This window comes from Chlorogloeopsis sp. ULAP02 (genome assembly GCF_038404745.2).
In the GTDB taxonomy this organism is placed as follows: Bacteria; Cyanobacteriota; Cyanobacteriia; order Cyanobacteriales; family Nostocaceae; genus Chlorogloeopsis.
Window position 1 is genome coordinate 246,777 of sequence record NZ_JAYKTT020000088.1, and the last position, 14,791, is coordinate 261,567.

Consider the following 14,791-nt stretch of genomic DNA (forward strand, 5'->3'; position numbering starts at 1 on the left):
CACACAAAACCATCATCCAACTCAATCACTACAAATCACAATGACTGACTTGATTTAAAAAAACTCAAATGCTTAAAAAAGCTTTTACAAGATTCACCCACCATTCATTACTATGTCTGCTCGTAGTAGTCGGCATCAATGCAGAAGCCCAAGCGCAAACTGTCACTAACTCTGTCAATTCTCAATCTCAACCCAATCAAGAACAAACACTTGATAACCAGCAACGCAACTCCGCCGCCATTCATCAAACCGGAGTTTATAACGTTGGTGAATCAGCGACATACAAAATTCAAGGCGTCGCCGGAATCCAGGTTGTTTGCCCTCGCCCATCCTTAATTCTAGGAACTTCCTTTAGTTCCTTTGATGGAATTAGCTTCTCAGAAAATGCTTCTTATGGTTTAAACGCTGCTTTTGTAATTCCTCTAGGTGGAAGACTAGAGAGTACCTGCAAAAGCATGGCAGAAACGATTGCTCGTAAGACTCAATATGATTTAGAGATTATCAATGCTCGTGCTTGTGCTGAACTCATCGGTGCTGGCATCCAATTAACCCCCGAAAGTTTCCCAACTATATATGGAGTCTGTAAAGGGGTGACTATAACCAGAAATAATACAAATGAACCTAATAAACAGTCTACGAGGTTCCAGCCTCAGCCATTACCAACATTTGAGGCTGAAAAAGATAACTAATTCTCATTTCACAAAAAGGATACACCCATGAAGAAAGTTCTTGGCTTGGCAATTCTGGCTGCTTTTTTTGCTACCCCTGCTTTGGCTGGTGAAACTTTTGTTCGTAACGAGTGGACAAAGAGCCACACCGAAACAAAAACTAACTTACATCTTGATTCTCATACCAATTCAAATCGCAACGAATATTATGCATCTTGGGCTGACAAGATTTATGTAGATGGTGATGTAGACGTTAAATATACTTGGGGTGGCAAAGAAGTAGCATTTGATGATTTTACCGTTCATACTGCTGGTTCTGCTTTATATGGTAACTACCATGAAAGTAATTACACTAAAGTTTATGGAACGATTCATAGCATTATGAATTCATACAGTAATGCGCACGAAACCACAGCAGGTGTTCGTTAATCTTCAGACTGTTTGATGTCAACTGAAAACGTTCTAGGGTGGATATTCCACCCTTTTTTCGTTGTAGTAAAGCCAATGGGTAAATTCAGCTAATTACTCAGTTTTTCCGTAAATCAATCTAGATCAAGGTTTGTGACATAGAAAATATTTGATTTGTCAGTAAAAATTTCGTATTTTTGTCTCCTAACCCAGATTGTAGAAAAGTATCTATTTCAAATGTGAAGCACGACTAAATTCTTTAGTTATGCCAATTTGGGTAAGTATTTCTCTGTACTTGTGAAAGAGTAATAGGTAACAAACAGTTTCGTACAGATGCGATCGCTATTTTCCCAAATTCAGGATCATAGTGGCGATTCATACACTACCTCTTTGCTAAAATCGCTAGCAATGCCAGGTATATTCCTGTTTAACTATGAGCAATACTACTTTTTCCAGACTCGCACCATTTATCCAAGAATATATTTACGATCGCAATTGGACTGAATTACGACCTATCCAAATTGCAGCTTGTCAAGTTATCTTTAACACTGACGCTCACTTATTAGTTGCAGCAGGTACAGCTTCTGGAAAAACAGAAGCCGCTTTTCTGCCAGTTTTAACTCTATTACACGAAAATCCTTCTAGCAGCATTGGTGCATTGTATATTGGCCCCATTAAAGCTTTAATTAATGACCAATTTGAACGACTTAATGACTTACTTAGAGAAGCAAATATTCCTGTTTGGCATTGGCATGGTGATGTTTCTCAAAGCCATAAAAATAAGCTTCTGAAAAATCCTCAAGGTATTTTACAAATAACTCCAGAATCTTTAGAAAGCCTATTAATAAATAAACATCACGATATAACTCGTATCTTTGGTGATTTACGGTTTGTCATCATCGATGAAATTCACGCTTTTATGGGTACAGAAAGAGGCTGTCAAATTCTTTGTCAATTAAAACGTTTAGAGAATTTGACACAAAAACAACCCCGGAGAATTGGTTTATCAGCAACTCTTGGTGACTACTCAATGGCTGAAGAATGGTTGCGTTCCGGAACCGAAAAGTCAGTTATTACTCCAGAAATGGAAGTAGGAAAGCGGCAAATTCGACTGGCTTTAGAACATTTTTATTTGAGTCAAAGTGATGAAATTTCAGAAGCAAGTATCTACGAAAAATATATTTACAACCTCAGTAAATCTCGTAAGTGCCTAATTTTTGCTAACAATAAATCACAAACCGAATCTGTCATTGCATTTTTACGGAAAATTGCCACAGAAGAAGGACAAACAGATAACTATTACGTGCATCACGGTAGTATATCTGCCAGCTTGCGACAAGTAGCTGAAAATGCAATGCGCGAACCCAGCCAGCCCGCTGTTACCGCAGCAACTTTAACTTTAGAATTAGGTATAGATATTGGTTATCTCGAACGAGTAATTCAGTTAGAATCACCGCTATCTGTTGCCAGTTTTTTACAACGTTTGGGACGCACAGGAAGACGAGGCGAACCTGCGGATATGCGCTTTGTTTGTGCAGAAGAAAAGCTATCACCAGAGGCAACTCTACCAGAACAAATACCTTGGCAACTTTTACAGTGTATTGCAGTTATTCAACTTTATATAGAAGAGCGATGGATAGAACCAATTAAACCAATTCAATATCCGTTTAGTTTGCTATATCATCAGACAATGAGCATCTTAGCAGTCACTGGAGCAATTTCGCCAACAGCCCTTGCTCAGAAAGTTTTTAGTTTACCATCTTTTAATAATATTTCTAAGGAAGACTTCAAATTATTACTGCGCTATTTAATTGACATTAATCATATTCAACTAGCCGAACAGGACAAATTAATTTTGGGCTTGGTAGGAGAAAAGGTAGTTGGTAAATTTCAATTTTATGCCGTGTTTCCAGATAACGAAGAATATAGTGTTAAACAAGATAAAACGGAAATTGGCAGTATTGTTATGCCACCACCTATAGGCAATCAGTTTGCATTAGCAGGTAAAACTTGGGAAGTTATAGAAATTGACTTCAAAAAAAAGGTTGTATTAGTTAAGTCAGTGGAAGGACAAGCAAGTATTTTTTGGCGTGGCGGTAGCGGTTCTATTCATACACGGATTTTGCAGCGGATGCGACAGATATTAATTGAAGATGTAGAATATCCCTACTTGCAAAAGAATGCGAGCAAACGTTTGCAGTCAGTTCGCGAACTAGCCCAAAATTCTGGATTAGCTCAAAAAAATATTGTGCAATTAGACAAAGATAAATGCTGTATTTTCCCCTGGATGGGTACGAAAGCTTTTCGCACTCTGGAAAGATTGCTTAATTCTTTTTGTCGAGAATCTTTAGAAATTAAAAGTATTAACTGTGTAAATCCGTATTTTCTAACTCTGAAATTAGGTAAGGATAAAATTCAATCTTTATATCCAGAAATTATCTCTTTATGTGAACAAAGAATCACAGCAGAAGATTTATTAACTGATGCGGAAGCACCAAAAATGCAAAAGTACGATCGCTTTATTCCTCAACCACTTTTGCACAAAGCTTTTGCTAGCGATTATTTAGAGATGGAGGAGCTGAGACAACAAGTAAAGAGTTGGGAATGAAGATTATATACAAGCAACTTGACAAATTACAGCCGATAGTTATACTACAAAATGTAATCTCTATCTTTTAGGTATCGCCTTTGTTGCCTGTCATTAAATAAAAACGTAATCCTCGGCTGATACTCGTTAGTTAATAAGTACAGCCCGATTGAAGTTCGCACTACGCTTCTGGTGCGAAGCAATCTTGATTTTGATTTACGAACTTAAAGACATCTCAACAAGGGATTTTTCAATGGAATTTAAACCACTGTTTGCAGGCAAGTTGGTTCGCCTTGCTGCACCCAGATCTGAGGATAACGCATATTTCGCCCGCTGGTCTGAAAATGATGAGTACTTGCGAATCATGGATAACGATCCGGCACGCCCGATTACTCCTGAGGCTTGGGGAGAGTTTGAAAGCAACCTTACAACTTCACCAAACGGGTTCCATTTTCATTTGCGAACTTTAGCAGATGATACTTTGATTGGAAGTGCTGGTTTGTTTGATATCCAGTGGATGCACCAGGTTGCATCACTAGGTATTGCGATTGGCGATCGCGCATATTGGGGTAAAGGCTATGGCACAGATGCGCTGCAAATTATTCTGGGATATGCTTTTCGGGAGTTAAACCTTTATCGGGTAGGCTCAACAACCATTAGCTATAATATCCGCTCAATGAAAGCTCATGAAAAAGTGGGATTTCGTCAAGAAGGAGTTCAGCGCAGCTTTATCCAACGTGAGGGAAAGCGCTTTGATTTGATTCAGTATGGCATTCTGCGCCCTGAATGGGAGGCACTTCAGTAGGTAACAGGATACAGGGAACAGGTTACAGTTTTTCCCTGTAATACCGTTTCACGTTAATTACGATACACATGAATTTTGCCTAGACGCAATATATCGCGTCTCTACACAGTTTGTATTTGTATCAGAGTTTTTGTGAAATAGTATTACCTGTTCCCTATTCCCTATCCTCTACTTACTTAGCACCCATTTCCATCACAACACTGCGGGTGAAATCAACGCGTTGTTCAAATTCCAAACTTTTGATGGTGTCTACGAAGCCTTTTGTATTTTCGGGCAATTTATAGTCAGAGGGCATTGGAATAATAATATCGTTTTCCATGCCTTGTGCTAGACGCAACCATACATCCAATTTGGCGCTAGAACTCAAAGCAGTATAGGCACGGCTAATATCCGTATCTGCACGGCTAGCAATATCACGTTGCGCTTGTAACTGTTCTTCCTTTGACTTTGCTTGGATTTGATCGTACAAAGCAGCAGCAGTATCTTGTGCAGAAGTTTGATTTGCTGGTATTAGTTTGTCTTTAATATCTAAATACCCAAACCACAGCAATGCTAACTGAGTATCAACATCAAAGCCACGAAACTGCTCTACAGCCTGTTTCGTTCTTTCATCAGTTGTAAATGTCATAAAATGTCTCCAATTGCTTTACCAAAATTGCGTAGTGATAATTACAGATGTCTATTTACTGCACCTCACTCACAAAATCTTATAAATCAGCTATTATTGATTAACCCCACCGTAGGTAGAAATAGGTTTGGCAGTTTTTGACAGTTTTGACAGATGCAAAGCATAGATTTTGAGATAAACGAAAAATAGCAGTTCAAAATATTTGTGAGAAATAAGATCCCCGACTTCTTTGAGAAGTCGGGGATCTGTGTATTGAATTTTTATTAATTAAACAAGATTACTATATAAATAACCTGAAAAACTTTATCTAAAAAAATTCCAATGAGGTATCTTCAATGTATGACTATGTAATTGTTGGTGCAGGTTCAGCAGGTTGTGTTCTGGCCAATCGTTTGACAGAAGAACCAACAACTACAGTGTTACTGCTGGAAGCAGGAAATCTAGATCATAAACAAGAAATTCATATTCCAGCAGGCTTCTACAAACTATTTAAAACCGAATATGATTGGGCTTATTATACTGAAAAGCAATCTTACTTGAATAATCGACAGCTATATTGGCCTCGTGGCAAAGTGTTAGGTGGAAGTAGTTCAATCAATGCCATGATTTATATTCGTGGTGACTGGCGTGATTATAATAATTGGTGCGATTTAGGTAATGAAGGTTGGAGTTATAAAGAAGTATTACCTTACTTCCAAAAATCTGAAAATCAGGAAATATTAAGAAATGAATATCATGGTATTGGTGGGCCTCTCAATGTCACTAATTTACGTTGTATTAATCCACTTTCACGTGTTTTTGTAAAAGCAGGAATAGAAGCTGGTTTTTTGCTAAATCATGACTTTAATGGTATAGAACGGGGAGGAGTAGGATTTTATCAAGTAAATCAGAAAGATGGTAGACGGCACAGTGCAGCAGTGGCTTATTTAAAGCCAATTTTACATCGACCGAATTTAACTGTTAAAACTAATGCTCAAGTAACCAAAATTATTTTTGCTCATCAACAGGCTATCGGTATAAATTATATTCATAATGATATAAATCATGAAATAAAAATTACTAAAGAAGTGATTTTATCTAGTGGTACTATTAACTCACCGCAGCTGCTAATGTTATCTGGTATTGGTAATAAGGAAGACTTGAAAACTTTAGGAATTCCATTAGTAGCTGATTTACCTGGTGTGGGACAAAATTTACAAGACCATTTATGCGTACCCATTGTCTACAAATGTATTAAAAATGTATCTCTAGCAAATGCTGAGAAAACAGAAAATCTTTTAAGATATTTACTTTTTAAGAATGGCTCTCTCACAACTAACGTGGCAGAAGCAGGTGGGTTTATTAAAACTAAACCTGAGTTGAAAACTCACAACTTACAATTCCATTTTGTTCCTGCATATTTCTTAAATCATGGCTTCACAAAACCTGAAGGACATGGATTTACTTTTGTTCCTACTCTTTTATATCCTCAAAGTAAAGGTAGGATTACTTTACGTTCTAATAATCCCTTTGAATCACCTATTCTTCAACCAAATTATCTAGAAAAAGCTGCTGATTTAGAAGTTTTAGTGACAGGTGTAAAAATTGCTCGCAAATTAGTATATATGAAAGCTTTTGATGAATTTCGGGGTGAGGAAGTATTTCCAGGTTTTAAAATACAAGATGATGAGGAAATTGACGCTTTTATCCGTGAGATGGCAGAAACTTTGTATCATCCAGTTGGTACTTGTAAGATGGGCTATGATGCTATGTCGGTGGTTAATTCCCAACTCCAAGTCCACAAAGTCAAAGGTTTACGAGTAGTAGATGCATCAATTATGCCTTCTATTGTGGGTGGTAATACTAATGCTCCCACAATTATGATTGCAGAAAAAGCTGCTGATCTAATTAAAAATTATTTATGTTTTTAAGAACATTGGATGTTGAAATTATATCCAAGTAAACAATATGTTCAGTTAAAGATAAACATGATGTCGATAAATATTAATGGTATTTTTATCACCAATATAATTTATATTTCTTTTGTCACTCTAGGCAGAGGAAAAAGAAAGATTAGATAGTAGCAAAATAGGTGTTACTGACTTGAGCAAAGATAGTGCTAAAAAGCGATCGCATACAACACGTAAGCTAGCTTTTCGATGATTAAGCGGTGTTTAAAGGTAGATTATGCAACAGTGCATCAGTGATTTCGTGTTTACGCACCATGTTAAGCTGAGAGCGCTGGTATGAGGAGTAATGTCAGCATTATGCACAGGTTGTTGTCTGGAAATTTAAGTGTAGAGACACTGACAGTTAACATTGAGGGCTTGCCAGCATCGTTGCGAGGTACAAAGCTCGTGCAGTTGTCAGATTTGCACTACGATGGGTTGCGTTTGTCGGAAGAAATGTTAGAACAAGCGATCGCAATCAGTAATGAAGCTGAACCAGATTTAGTTCTACTAACAGGTGATTATATAACCGACGATCCAACTCCAATACACAAGCTAGTAAAGCGACTCAAACATCTGCAAAGCCGTGCTGGTATTTATGCTGTACTTGGCAACCATGATATATACTACCGTTACTCAAAAGCGGAAATTACAGGTGCTTTATCTAGTATCGATGTTAAAGTTCTTTGGAATGAAATCGCTTATCCACTGGGAGAAGAAATATCTTTAGTAGGGCTAGCTGATTATTGGTCGCGGGAATTTAAACCTGCACTCGTGATGAATCACTTAGATCCAGCAAAACCCTGCATTGTCTTATCTCACAATCCCGATACTGCCGAGTTTTTACAGCAATGGCGGGTAGATTTGCAACTATCCGGACATACTCACGGTGGCCAGATTATCATACCAGGAATTGGCCCTGCGGTTATTTATTACAAAAAGCTGATTCGCCAAATTCCCAGAAAAGTGCGGCTGTGGATACCATTCTTGCGAGCGGATTGCGCTAAGGTGGTGCGACATTGGGAATGGGCATACGGGTTACATCGAGTGGGAGAAAATCAGTTATATGTGAATCGTGGCTTAGGAACTTATGCACCAGGACGGCTATTTTGTCCACCAGAAGTAACTGTAATTACCTTACAAAATTAAGTAAATATATAAAACTTTACTGCCGCCAACTATGACCGACGAACGTCACTAGCTAACGGCAGTTTACTAACCATCCAACAGGTTTATTAGAATTAAAAGTCAGATCTAAGTAACTCAACTAAGGTGAACAAAATTCGCAATCTTTATTCTTATCTCCCGACTAGAGCATCCTTTATTTCAGCTAGGCAGGCATTCTTGGCTGTGCGTTCAATTACCTCCAGAACAACTCAATAGATTCAAGGCGAAAACACATTCTTGGATGCCATCCTAATCGGATTGATTGCGACATAGATAAGAGCAGGTGGCACAGGCTCCGATCTAAAAATTTCTTTGGTTGAAGTTTCGTGTTCTTTGTGCCTAGTTTTAAGACTAGCATCATTTTTTCTGAATAGAGACTAGCTCTTTATCAAGATTGATTCACAATAACTTTTCGCAATAATTGAATAAAAAATTTGACATAAGCAATAGTATTTGCTTCACTACTGAGGAAAATAAACAAGCTCCCCAACTTAGCCAGAAAGTCGGGGAGCTTGAATTTGTATTCAATTATCTAGCTGTTAAATAATCTTCTAAGTCTTTAGTGCGTTGTTTAGTCAGCCGTTCGAGACATCCATTACGGAAGATTTCATAACCTGTTCCACCACGAGCACTGTAAACTTCAAAATTACAGTTATTGTCCCGAAACTTAATCCACGCTTGTTCTGCTGTAATCAGTAATTGTTTTGGTTCTCTGTTTAAGGTTGATATAACTTTTTGATAAACCTGATTTAGTTTTTTGTCTGCGGCTGTGTAGGATAGTTGAGAACAGTACTTAAGTTCTGGTGTCGTTGTCGCTTTAGAACAATCAATTCTGGGTTTTTGAACAATAACTTCATTTGGCATCGCTAAACTAGGAATCGCTAGTATCAACAAAAGTGCGATCGCTGCCACTGCCAATATCATCGTACTAACTGATTTTTTATACATAGATGCGCAAACAATTCAAAATATTAAAGTTATGGAAATAACTTTCTAGCTTCAAGTTCATCATACTGTCAAGCTAATTCAAGTCCTAAAATTACTTAAATTTTGTTAAAAATAATACTTAAAAACGATGATACAGCATCATCTTTACTCAGTGAACCGGAAATCCTCACTTCAAACCACTGGATTCTCAAGCCACAATATATAAAGAACCAGTCATATATTAACCCTCAGTTTGACAAAATATTATGGTAGCCACAGTAGTCAACCCTTATCTTGATGGCAACTTTGCGCCTGTACATCATGAAATCACCACTGATACCCTCAAAGTTATAGGTGAGTTACCTCCCGACTTATCGGGCATGTTCGTGCGAAATGGCCCCAACCCTCAATGGACACCCATCGGTCGATACCATTGGTTTGATGGAGATGGAATGTTGCACGGTGTACGCATTAGCAATGGTAAAGCTACTTACCGTAATCGCTACGTGCGAACAAGAGGATGGAAAATAGAGCATGAAGCAGGTAAGGCTATCTGGACTGGGTTATTAGAACCACCACAACAAGATAATCCCTATGGCTTTTACAAGAATACTGCTAATACTGCTCTGGTGTGGCATGCTGGTCAATTTTTAGCTCTGTGGGAAGGAGGTGCACCTCATGCTATCAAAGTTCCTGAGTTAGAAACTATTGGTGAATACAGCTACAATGGCAAACTAATTTCTCCTTTTACTGCTCATCCTAAGGTAGATCCGGTCACAGGTGAAATGATGTTTTTTGGCTATAGCTTTAGTCCGCCTTACCTGCAATATAGTGTGGTTTCTGCTAGTGGTGAACTTTTGCGGACAGTACCTATTGATTTGCCAATCCCAGTGATGATGCATGATTTTGCCATCACCGAAAACTATACGATTTTTATGGATTTGCCGCTGACTTTTAGCACAGAACGGATGCAAAGGGGAGAACCTCTAATGATGTTTGAGCGCGATCGCCCCAGTCGCTTTGGTATTCTCCCCCGTTACGGCGACAATAGTAATATCCGTTGGTTTGAAAGTCCGGCTTGTTATGTCTTCCATACTCTCAATGCCTATGAGGAAGGAGACGAAGTTGTACTTGTGGCTTGTCGGATGAATTCCACGACAGTACTAGCATCTGAAGACTCTCAAAGCGATCCCCAAGGAAATATCCCTCACCTGCATCGCTGGCGTTTTAACTTGAGTACGGGAACTGTACACGAAGAAATGCTAGACGATATGCCTTCAGAATTTCCCCGCGTCAATGAAAACCTGTTGGGGCGTAAAACTCAATATGGCTACGCTGGTAGAATGGCAAAAAGTTCCATGCCTTTGTTTGATGGAATCATCAAATATAATCTCCACAATAGCAATTCCCAAACTTATGAATTTGGACAAGGGCGCTACGGAGGAGAAGCAGTATTTGTACCTCGTACTTCCCCTTCTCAAGCACAGACAAAGGGTGAGGATGATGGTTGGCTGATCACTTTTGTTTACGATCACGCTTCTGAAATTTCTGAACTTGTAGTCGTGAACGCTCAAGATGTGACTTCTGAAGCAGTCGCACGAGTACTAATTCCCCAGCGCGTACCCTATGGATTCCACGGTGCTTGGGTTTGTGAAGAATATTGCGGTGGTTAGTAGCTGGTTGTTCTCCTCTACCCACGCCAGTCGCCTGCGGAGGAAAACCCTACCAAGAGCGCTGTACTCACCACACGGCGCTGGCTCCCCTGCTTGTCCCCTTGTCCCCCCTTCTCCCACTCACCGCTGACGTTGATAGCGTCCAACTAATTCTGCTGTTGCTAAGATATGTCCATCCATTGCAGCTTCTATCTGGTTTTTGGTAGCACCAGGTTGTAAGCCTAACTTTTTATCTAGTGCATAAAGTTTGAAAAAATATCTATGGGTGCCACTAGGAGGACATGGCCCACCATAACCAAGATTACCAAAATCATTTTTTCCCTGAACACCGCCATTAGGCAAAGTTTTTACAGTTGCTATTTGCTCTGATAATTGTCGTGCTGTAGCAGGTATATCGTAGAGAACCCAATGAACAAATGTTCGTTTGGGTGCATCAGGATCATCTACAATCAGGGCAAAACTTTCGGTTTCTGGTGGAGGTTCATCCCAACTCAGGGCAGGGGAGATATCCGCGCCATCACAAGTATATTTGGCAGGAATGAAGTCATTTTCTTCAAGTACACTGCTTGCCAATTTCATGTTTTGCACCTCCATTTTTGAGCGATCGCCCCTTCTGGCAGGCAGAACTAGAGTATCACCACTATCAGTGGCAGCCCAACTAGCCGCAGATAAATTTACCAGAGCAAAGATGCTTATACTTTGCTGGAGAAAAACTCGCCTTTTGATCATGGCTTTTGCACTTGGTATCTTGCGACTCGGCAATGGTAGCAATGGTGTGACGCACCCGCCACGAGTGCGATCGCAACTCCAGATAATGGCAGATTATACTGTGAAGTTACATCCATCATTAGAGTGATGCCCAAACTAAGTATTAACCACCCATCATGAAATGATTAACGAGTACCCAATACATTTTGTAGCCCTTCTATCAAAATACTGAGTTGGTTATATGTTGCGGCAAGGCGATCGCCCTCTACATAAACTTCTGTTGTCGGATAATTTTGAAGAATTTCAATTAATGAAACTCTATTGTCTTTGCTAGCAGATAACACTATTGCCGATCGCAAAGCTTGTCGATTTGCTCGATTGGAGGGAGTACGAATAGTTTGACTGATTCGATCTAGTAGAAATTCACCAATTGGGTTGTTTAACGCTCGATCCAAAACAACAGGGCTGGCGTTGAGTTCTTGAGTTAAGACATTGCGAACTGTCTGTGGATCTTGATTAGTTTGGTTTAAATAATAATTTAACCTTGGCGAAGCTTCTCCAGTTTCAGCAAAGCTTGTTAATTCGTCTACTGATACTGATTCACGAAAAATGTTGTATGTAAAAACAACCCTTTCTGCCGCCAGTGTACTTGTACTAAAAAGCAAAGTAGCAACACTAGCTATTAGATAAAATGTACTAGATCGGATATTAAACTGGTACTTCATTGCATATAAACTGAAAAGCATCAGAATAATTCAACCCTAGAAATAAGTAGTCCCAATTAATCAGTATCAATGGTTGTATTTTTCCATAAAATACTATCCCCTCTCCGGTTCTCGGAAAGGGGATAGAGTAATAACTTTAGATAGTTGGTAATAGTTAATTGATTCGGTATAGTTCTTGGAATTAGTTGCGGTTTTTCACCGCACATTAACTATATACTAAACTGCCAGAATAAATTCCGGAATATTTACGGAAATATTTTGCATAGTCATATGAACAATTCAGTATAATTACGGTAGCACGCTCAAAATTTACTTTAATAATTTTGTAAGAACTTCGTCCTATGATTCTAAATTCAAAGTTAATGCTCATCTTGCAACTGATCTCCTCCTGTATAACCAGTTGCCACCCAAACTAAAGATCTGACTCCATCACGAATAGACTTTGCTAATGGTTCCGGGGAATGATCAGAAGGAACCGACACTGGCTTAAAATGGATTCCCCTACTACCCAAAACAATCTCGCCGACAACAATAGCACGTCGCATATGAAAGTCAGAAGTAATCAAATAAACACTTTTAATACCAGTACTTTCTAATTCACCCACCAGTGTCGTAAAGTTTTCTACTGTATTATTCGCCCGGTAATCTAAACGCAATCGCCTAGAGTCGATTCCTGCTTTGGAAAACACTTTTTTTGTCACACTTGGAGGGCTACCTCCAGAAATCCAAATCGGTAACTTGGGATGCTTACGGGCAAAATCTGCTGTAAACTTTTCTCGTTCTAATTTTCTTGTGGAACCACCTAAGACTAAAATAGCCTGTGGTTGGTGCAACTGACTTTGTATTTCCTTGTAACTCCATAAAAGTGCTAGTGGTAGGATTAGGAGCATGAATCGGGAAGAAATTGCTGTAAATAGTAGCTTTTTCAAGGTTTTATAACTTTGGCAACTTCAATAGAATTTTCTTGAAAAAGAATAATAGTATAAATTTACAGAGTTGTGAAAATATACCTAAATTTAAATTTTAGTCATTTTTCCAACTTTATTTACCGTAATCAGTACCTGTAAAGTAACGGGTACTTGTTACAGATTCGATGCTAGATTTTATCTATTATTTGAGCAGATGCAAAGTACTCTTGCAATTTTGTTTTATATTCAATGCTCTCATAAAAATATTCATTCCATCTTTATTAAGGCTTGCTAGATAGCTGCTCAATATTTATCATTACTGACTGGTTGCCAGCCTCCAGGCTGGAAACTAGGTAACCTGAAATTCTTGTTTTCAAAACAGGTATGATTGTTAAAATTTGGACTTAGGCTTCTAGGGGGACGGGACTGGCGCGACTTGAACGCGCGACCTAGCGCTTAGGAGGCGCTCGCTCTATCCAACTGAGCTACAGCCCCAACAGATACCATTCCCCATAATATCATTTTTAGTCGTGCTGCCAGCTATTGTTCCAAGGCCCGCCGCCTATTTCTAATCCACAGAGAGAACTGGATGCTTTGAGGATTGTTCTGTTTTGATTACCACTAATTTCTCGCAATTCTAAATTTAACCGTCCCTGTAAGGTATCGCGACAGCAAAATATCAAACCATTTTCTGTAGGTGCGCGTAGGGGAGTACCTGGTAAATCAGTAGCTCCAAGTAACTCGACTTCATACTGAGAATTTTTTGCTTGCATTTGCCAGCTACCCCAAGGTTGAATATTCCAGCTGACTTGAGAATTCCAAGGAACAAACTCATAAAATTTCCCTTGATAGTGCAACCCAACCATTGCTACAGATTCCATCCACCACAAAACTCCGCGTCTACCACCACCGGCTGTTAAAGCTAGATCCGGCTCGTCAAGAAAACTATTACAATTTGCCCAAAACCATCTTTGGGGGAAAGCGCCTCCCCAATTTTTCTCGCTATAGGCAGGGGCATTAGTAAACTCGTAGCGTTTGCCATTCCAATCAATCCAACCGCTAGCCAAACCATGCGCCATCAAGATTTGCCAACCGGGTTCAAAAATCTGCAAAAATGACACCCAACCTGCGGTTGATTGCTGTATGCTGCCTTTGTTCCCCCAGCCATATACTGGCTGAATTTCATACTGCCAACGGCAATATTTGCCACTACCAGGGTCAAAAATTGCTCCCTGATTTAGGGTAGCTGTCGCTTGATAGCCTTGTTGTACATAACGTTCAAAATCGGCACTGAGCAGGTAACCAGGCTTAATATCTAGATCTGCTTTACCCCAATGCCCCAATGCCAGTTCCTCCTGGTTTGCCCAAAACTTGCTGACATTTGGAAAAGTACGGCACAAATATTCATCATCTGGAGCGAGAATTTGTGCAGCACCTCCACTATGGGGTTTACCGCCAATGGGGTCTTCGATAGAGTACATAAAGGCGAAGGATTGAGCCTCGCCAGGTAAAGTTACCCGGTAATACCAACCTTCAAAGAAGCGACGGCTAGTACCGTCCCAATGATATCCACTGTGAGGAGTGCGAGTGGTGTCAAAAGGATTTCTAAGCAAACCAAGCATGAATTTTCGGTGAAGACAATCTTTTTTAGTATGAGCG

General features: G+C 39.4%; 14 protein-coding genes and 1 tRNA gene. 8 read left to right on the forward strand and 7 right to left on the reverse strand.

What is annotated here, in order from left to right; genetic code table 11:
- The first annotated feature begins 68 nt into the window (after window positions 1-68).
- The 4 genes from U2718_RS33050 to U2718_RS33065 all read left to right on the forward strand — a co-directional run bounded on the left by U2718_RS33050 (window position 69) and on the right by U2718_RS33065 (window position 4,468).
- The gene (locus U2718_RS33050) at window positions 69-689 is read left to right on the forward strand and encodes a hypothetical protein (protein WP_341994204.1); all 621 of its coding nucleotides are present in this window, start codon (window positions 69-71) and stop codon (window positions 687-689) included.
- A gap of 27 nt (window positions 690-716) precedes the next feature.
- Window positions 717-1,097 carry a hypothetical protein gene (locus U2718_RS33055; protein WP_341994203.1) on the forward strand — a complete coding sequence of 127 codons (381 nt, stop codon included), beginning with the start codon at window positions 717-719 and terminating at the stop codon, window positions 1,095-1,097.
- A 412-nt stretch (window positions 1,098-1,509) separates the two neighbouring features.
- Window positions 1,510-3,684, forward strand: coding sequence for a DEAD/DEAH box helicase (locus U2718_RS33060; protein ID WP_341994202.1), 2,175 nt, complete (start codon window positions 1,510-1,512; stop codon window positions 3,682-3,684).
- A gap of 232 nt (window positions 3,685-3,916) precedes the next feature.
- Window positions 3,917-4,468 (forward strand): GNAT family protein, encoded by a 552-nt coding sequence (locus U2718_RS33065; RefSeq protein WP_341994201.1) that lies wholly within the window; start codon window positions 3,917-3,919, stop codon window positions 4,466-4,468.
- Between the two features lie 172 nt (window positions 4,469-4,640).
- Here the strand turns inward: U2718_RS33065 and U2718_RS33070 are convergent, their stop codons facing one another.
- Window positions 4,641-5,096 (reverse strand): orange carotenoid protein N-terminal domain-containing protein, encoded by a 456-nt coding sequence (locus tag U2718_RS33070; RefSeq protein WP_341994200.1) that lies wholly within the window; start codon window positions 5,094-5,096, stop codon window positions 4,641-4,643.
- A gap of 335 nt (window positions 5,097-5,431) precedes the next feature.
- Here U2718_RS33070 and U2718_RS33075 point away from each other — a divergent pair, with 335 nt between their 5' ends.
- Window positions 5,432-7,006, forward strand: coding sequence for a choline dehydrogenase (locus tag U2718_RS33075; protein WP_341994199.1), 1,575 nt, complete (start codon window positions 5,432-5,434; stop codon window positions 7,004-7,006).
- A 336-nt stretch (window positions 7,007-7,342) separates the two neighbouring features.
- Window positions 7,343-8,173, forward strand: a complete 831-nt coding sequence (locus tag U2718_RS33080; RefSeq protein ID WP_341994596.1) for a metallophosphoesterase — start codon at window positions 7,343-7,345, stop codon at window positions 8,171-8,173.
- Between the two features lie 546 nt (window positions 8,174-8,719).
- On the opposite strand, the gene U2718_RS33085 is transcribed toward U2718_RS33080, so the two are convergent.
- Window positions 8,720-9,139, reverse strand: coding sequence for a lysozyme inhibitor LprI family protein (locus U2718_RS33085; protein WP_341994198.1), 420 nt, complete (start codon window positions 9,137-9,139; stop codon window positions 8,720-8,722).
- Between the two features lie 245 nt (window positions 9,140-9,384).
- Between U2718_RS33085 and U2718_RS33090 the strand changes: the two genes are divergently transcribed.
- The gene (locus U2718_RS33090; protein ID WP_341994197.1) at window positions 9,385-10,791 is read left to right on the forward strand and encodes a carotenoid oxygenase family protein; all 1,407 of its coding nucleotides are present in this window, start codon (window positions 9,385-9,387) and stop codon (window positions 10,789-10,791) included.
- Between the two features lie 120 nt (window positions 10,792-10,911).
- Here U2718_RS33090 and U2718_RS33095 read toward each other — a convergent pair whose 3' ends face one another.
- Window positions 10,912-11,520: a YbhB/YbcL family Raf kinase inhibitor-like protein gene (locus U2718_RS33095; protein ID WP_341994196.1), complete on the reverse strand. Its 609-nt coding sequence runs from the start codon at window positions 11,518-11,520 to the stop codon at window positions 10,912-10,914.
- Here U2718_RS33095 and U2718_RS33100 point away from each other — a divergent pair.
- On the forward strand, window positions 11,519-11,647 hold the full coding sequence (locus U2718_RS33100; protein WP_341994195.1) for a hypothetical protein: 129 nt from the start codon (window positions 11,519-11,521) through the stop codon (window positions 11,645-11,647). The genes U2718_RS33095 and U2718_RS33100 overlap by 2 nt on opposite strands.
- Window positions 11,648-11,684: 37 nt before the next feature.
- On the opposite strand, the gene U2718_RS33105 is transcribed toward U2718_RS33100, so the two are convergent.
- The 4 genes from U2718_RS33105 to U2718_RS33120 form a co-directional block, all read right to left on the reverse strand.
- Window positions 11,685-12,224, reverse strand: coding sequence for an alpha/beta hydrolase (locus U2718_RS33105; protein WP_341994194.1), 540 nt, complete (start codon window positions 12,222-12,224; stop codon window positions 11,685-11,687).
- Window positions 12,225-12,583: 359 nt separating this feature from the next.
- Window positions 12,584-13,114 (reverse strand): YdcF family protein, encoded by a 531-nt coding sequence (locus tag U2718_RS33110; protein WP_341994193.1) that lies wholly within the window; start codon window positions 13,112-13,114, stop codon window positions 12,584-12,586.
- A 439-nt stretch (window positions 13,115-13,553) separates the two neighbouring features.
- A tRNA-Arg gene (locus U2718_RS33115) sits at window positions 13,554-13,627 on the reverse strand.
- A 29-nt stretch (window positions 13,628-13,656) separates the two neighbouring features.
- Entirely contained in the window at window positions 13,657-14,754 is a 1,098-nt protein-coding gene (locus U2718_RS33120; protein WP_341994594.1) for a tocopherol cyclase family protein, read from the reverse strand.
- Window positions 14,755-14,791 lie beyond the last annotated feature (37 nt).

Excerpts from the sequence above, each read along its gene's own strand:
- U2718_RS33050 (WP_341994204.1), top strand. The coding sequence starts at position 69 with ATGCTTAAAAAAGCTTTTACAAGATTCACCCACCATTCATTACTATGT.
- U2718_RS33055 (WP_341994203.1), top strand. The coding sequence starts at position 717 with ATGAAGAAAGTTCTTGGCTTGGCAATTCTGGCTGCTTTTTTTGCTACC.
- U2718_RS33060 (WP_341994202.1), top strand. The coding sequence starts at position 1,510 with ATGAGCAATACTACTTTTTCCAGACTCGCACCATTTATCCAAGAATAT.
- U2718_RS33065 (WP_341994201.1), top strand. The coding sequence starts at position 3,917 with ATGGAATTTAAACCACTGTTTGCAGGCAAGTTGGTTCGCCTTGCTGCA.
- U2718_RS33070 (WP_341994200.1), bottom strand. The coding sequence starts at position 5,096 with ATGACATTTACAACTGATGAAAGAACGAAACAGGCTGTAGAGCAGTTT.
- U2718_RS33075 (WP_341994199.1), top strand. The coding sequence starts at position 5,432 with ATGTATGACTATGTAATTGTTGGTGCAGGTTCAGCAGGTTGTGTTCTG.
- U2718_RS33080 (WP_341994596.1), top strand. The coding sequence starts at position 7,343 with ATGCACAGGTTGTTGTCTGGAAATTTAAGTGTAGAGACACTGACAGTT.
- U2718_RS33085 (WP_341994198.1), bottom strand. The coding sequence starts at position 9,139 with ATGTATAAAAAATCAGTTAGTACGATGATATTGGCAGTGGCAGCGATC.
- U2718_RS33090 (WP_341994197.1), top strand. The coding sequence starts at position 9,385 with ATGGTAGCCACAGTAGTCAACCCTTATCTTGATGGCAACTTTGCGCCT.
- U2718_RS33100 (WP_341994195.1), top strand. The coding sequence starts at position 11,519 with ATGGCTTTTGCACTTGGTATCTTGCGACTCGGCAATGGTAGCAATGGT.
- U2718_RS33095 (WP_341994196.1), bottom strand. The coding sequence starts at position 11,520 with ATGATCAAAAGGCGAGTTTTTCTCCAGCAAAGTATAAGCATCTTTGCT.
- U2718_RS33105 (WP_341994194.1), bottom strand. The coding sequence starts at position 12,224 with ATGAAGTACCAGTTTAATATCCGATCTAGTACATTTTATCTAATAGCT.
- U2718_RS33110 (WP_341994193.1), bottom strand. The coding sequence starts at position 13,114 with ATGCTCCTAATCCTACCACTAGCACTTTTATGGAGTTACAAGGAAATA.
- U2718_RS33120 (WP_341994594.1), bottom strand. The coding sequence starts at position 14,754 with ATGCTTGGTTTGCTTAGAAATCCTTTTGACACCACTCGCACTCCTCAC.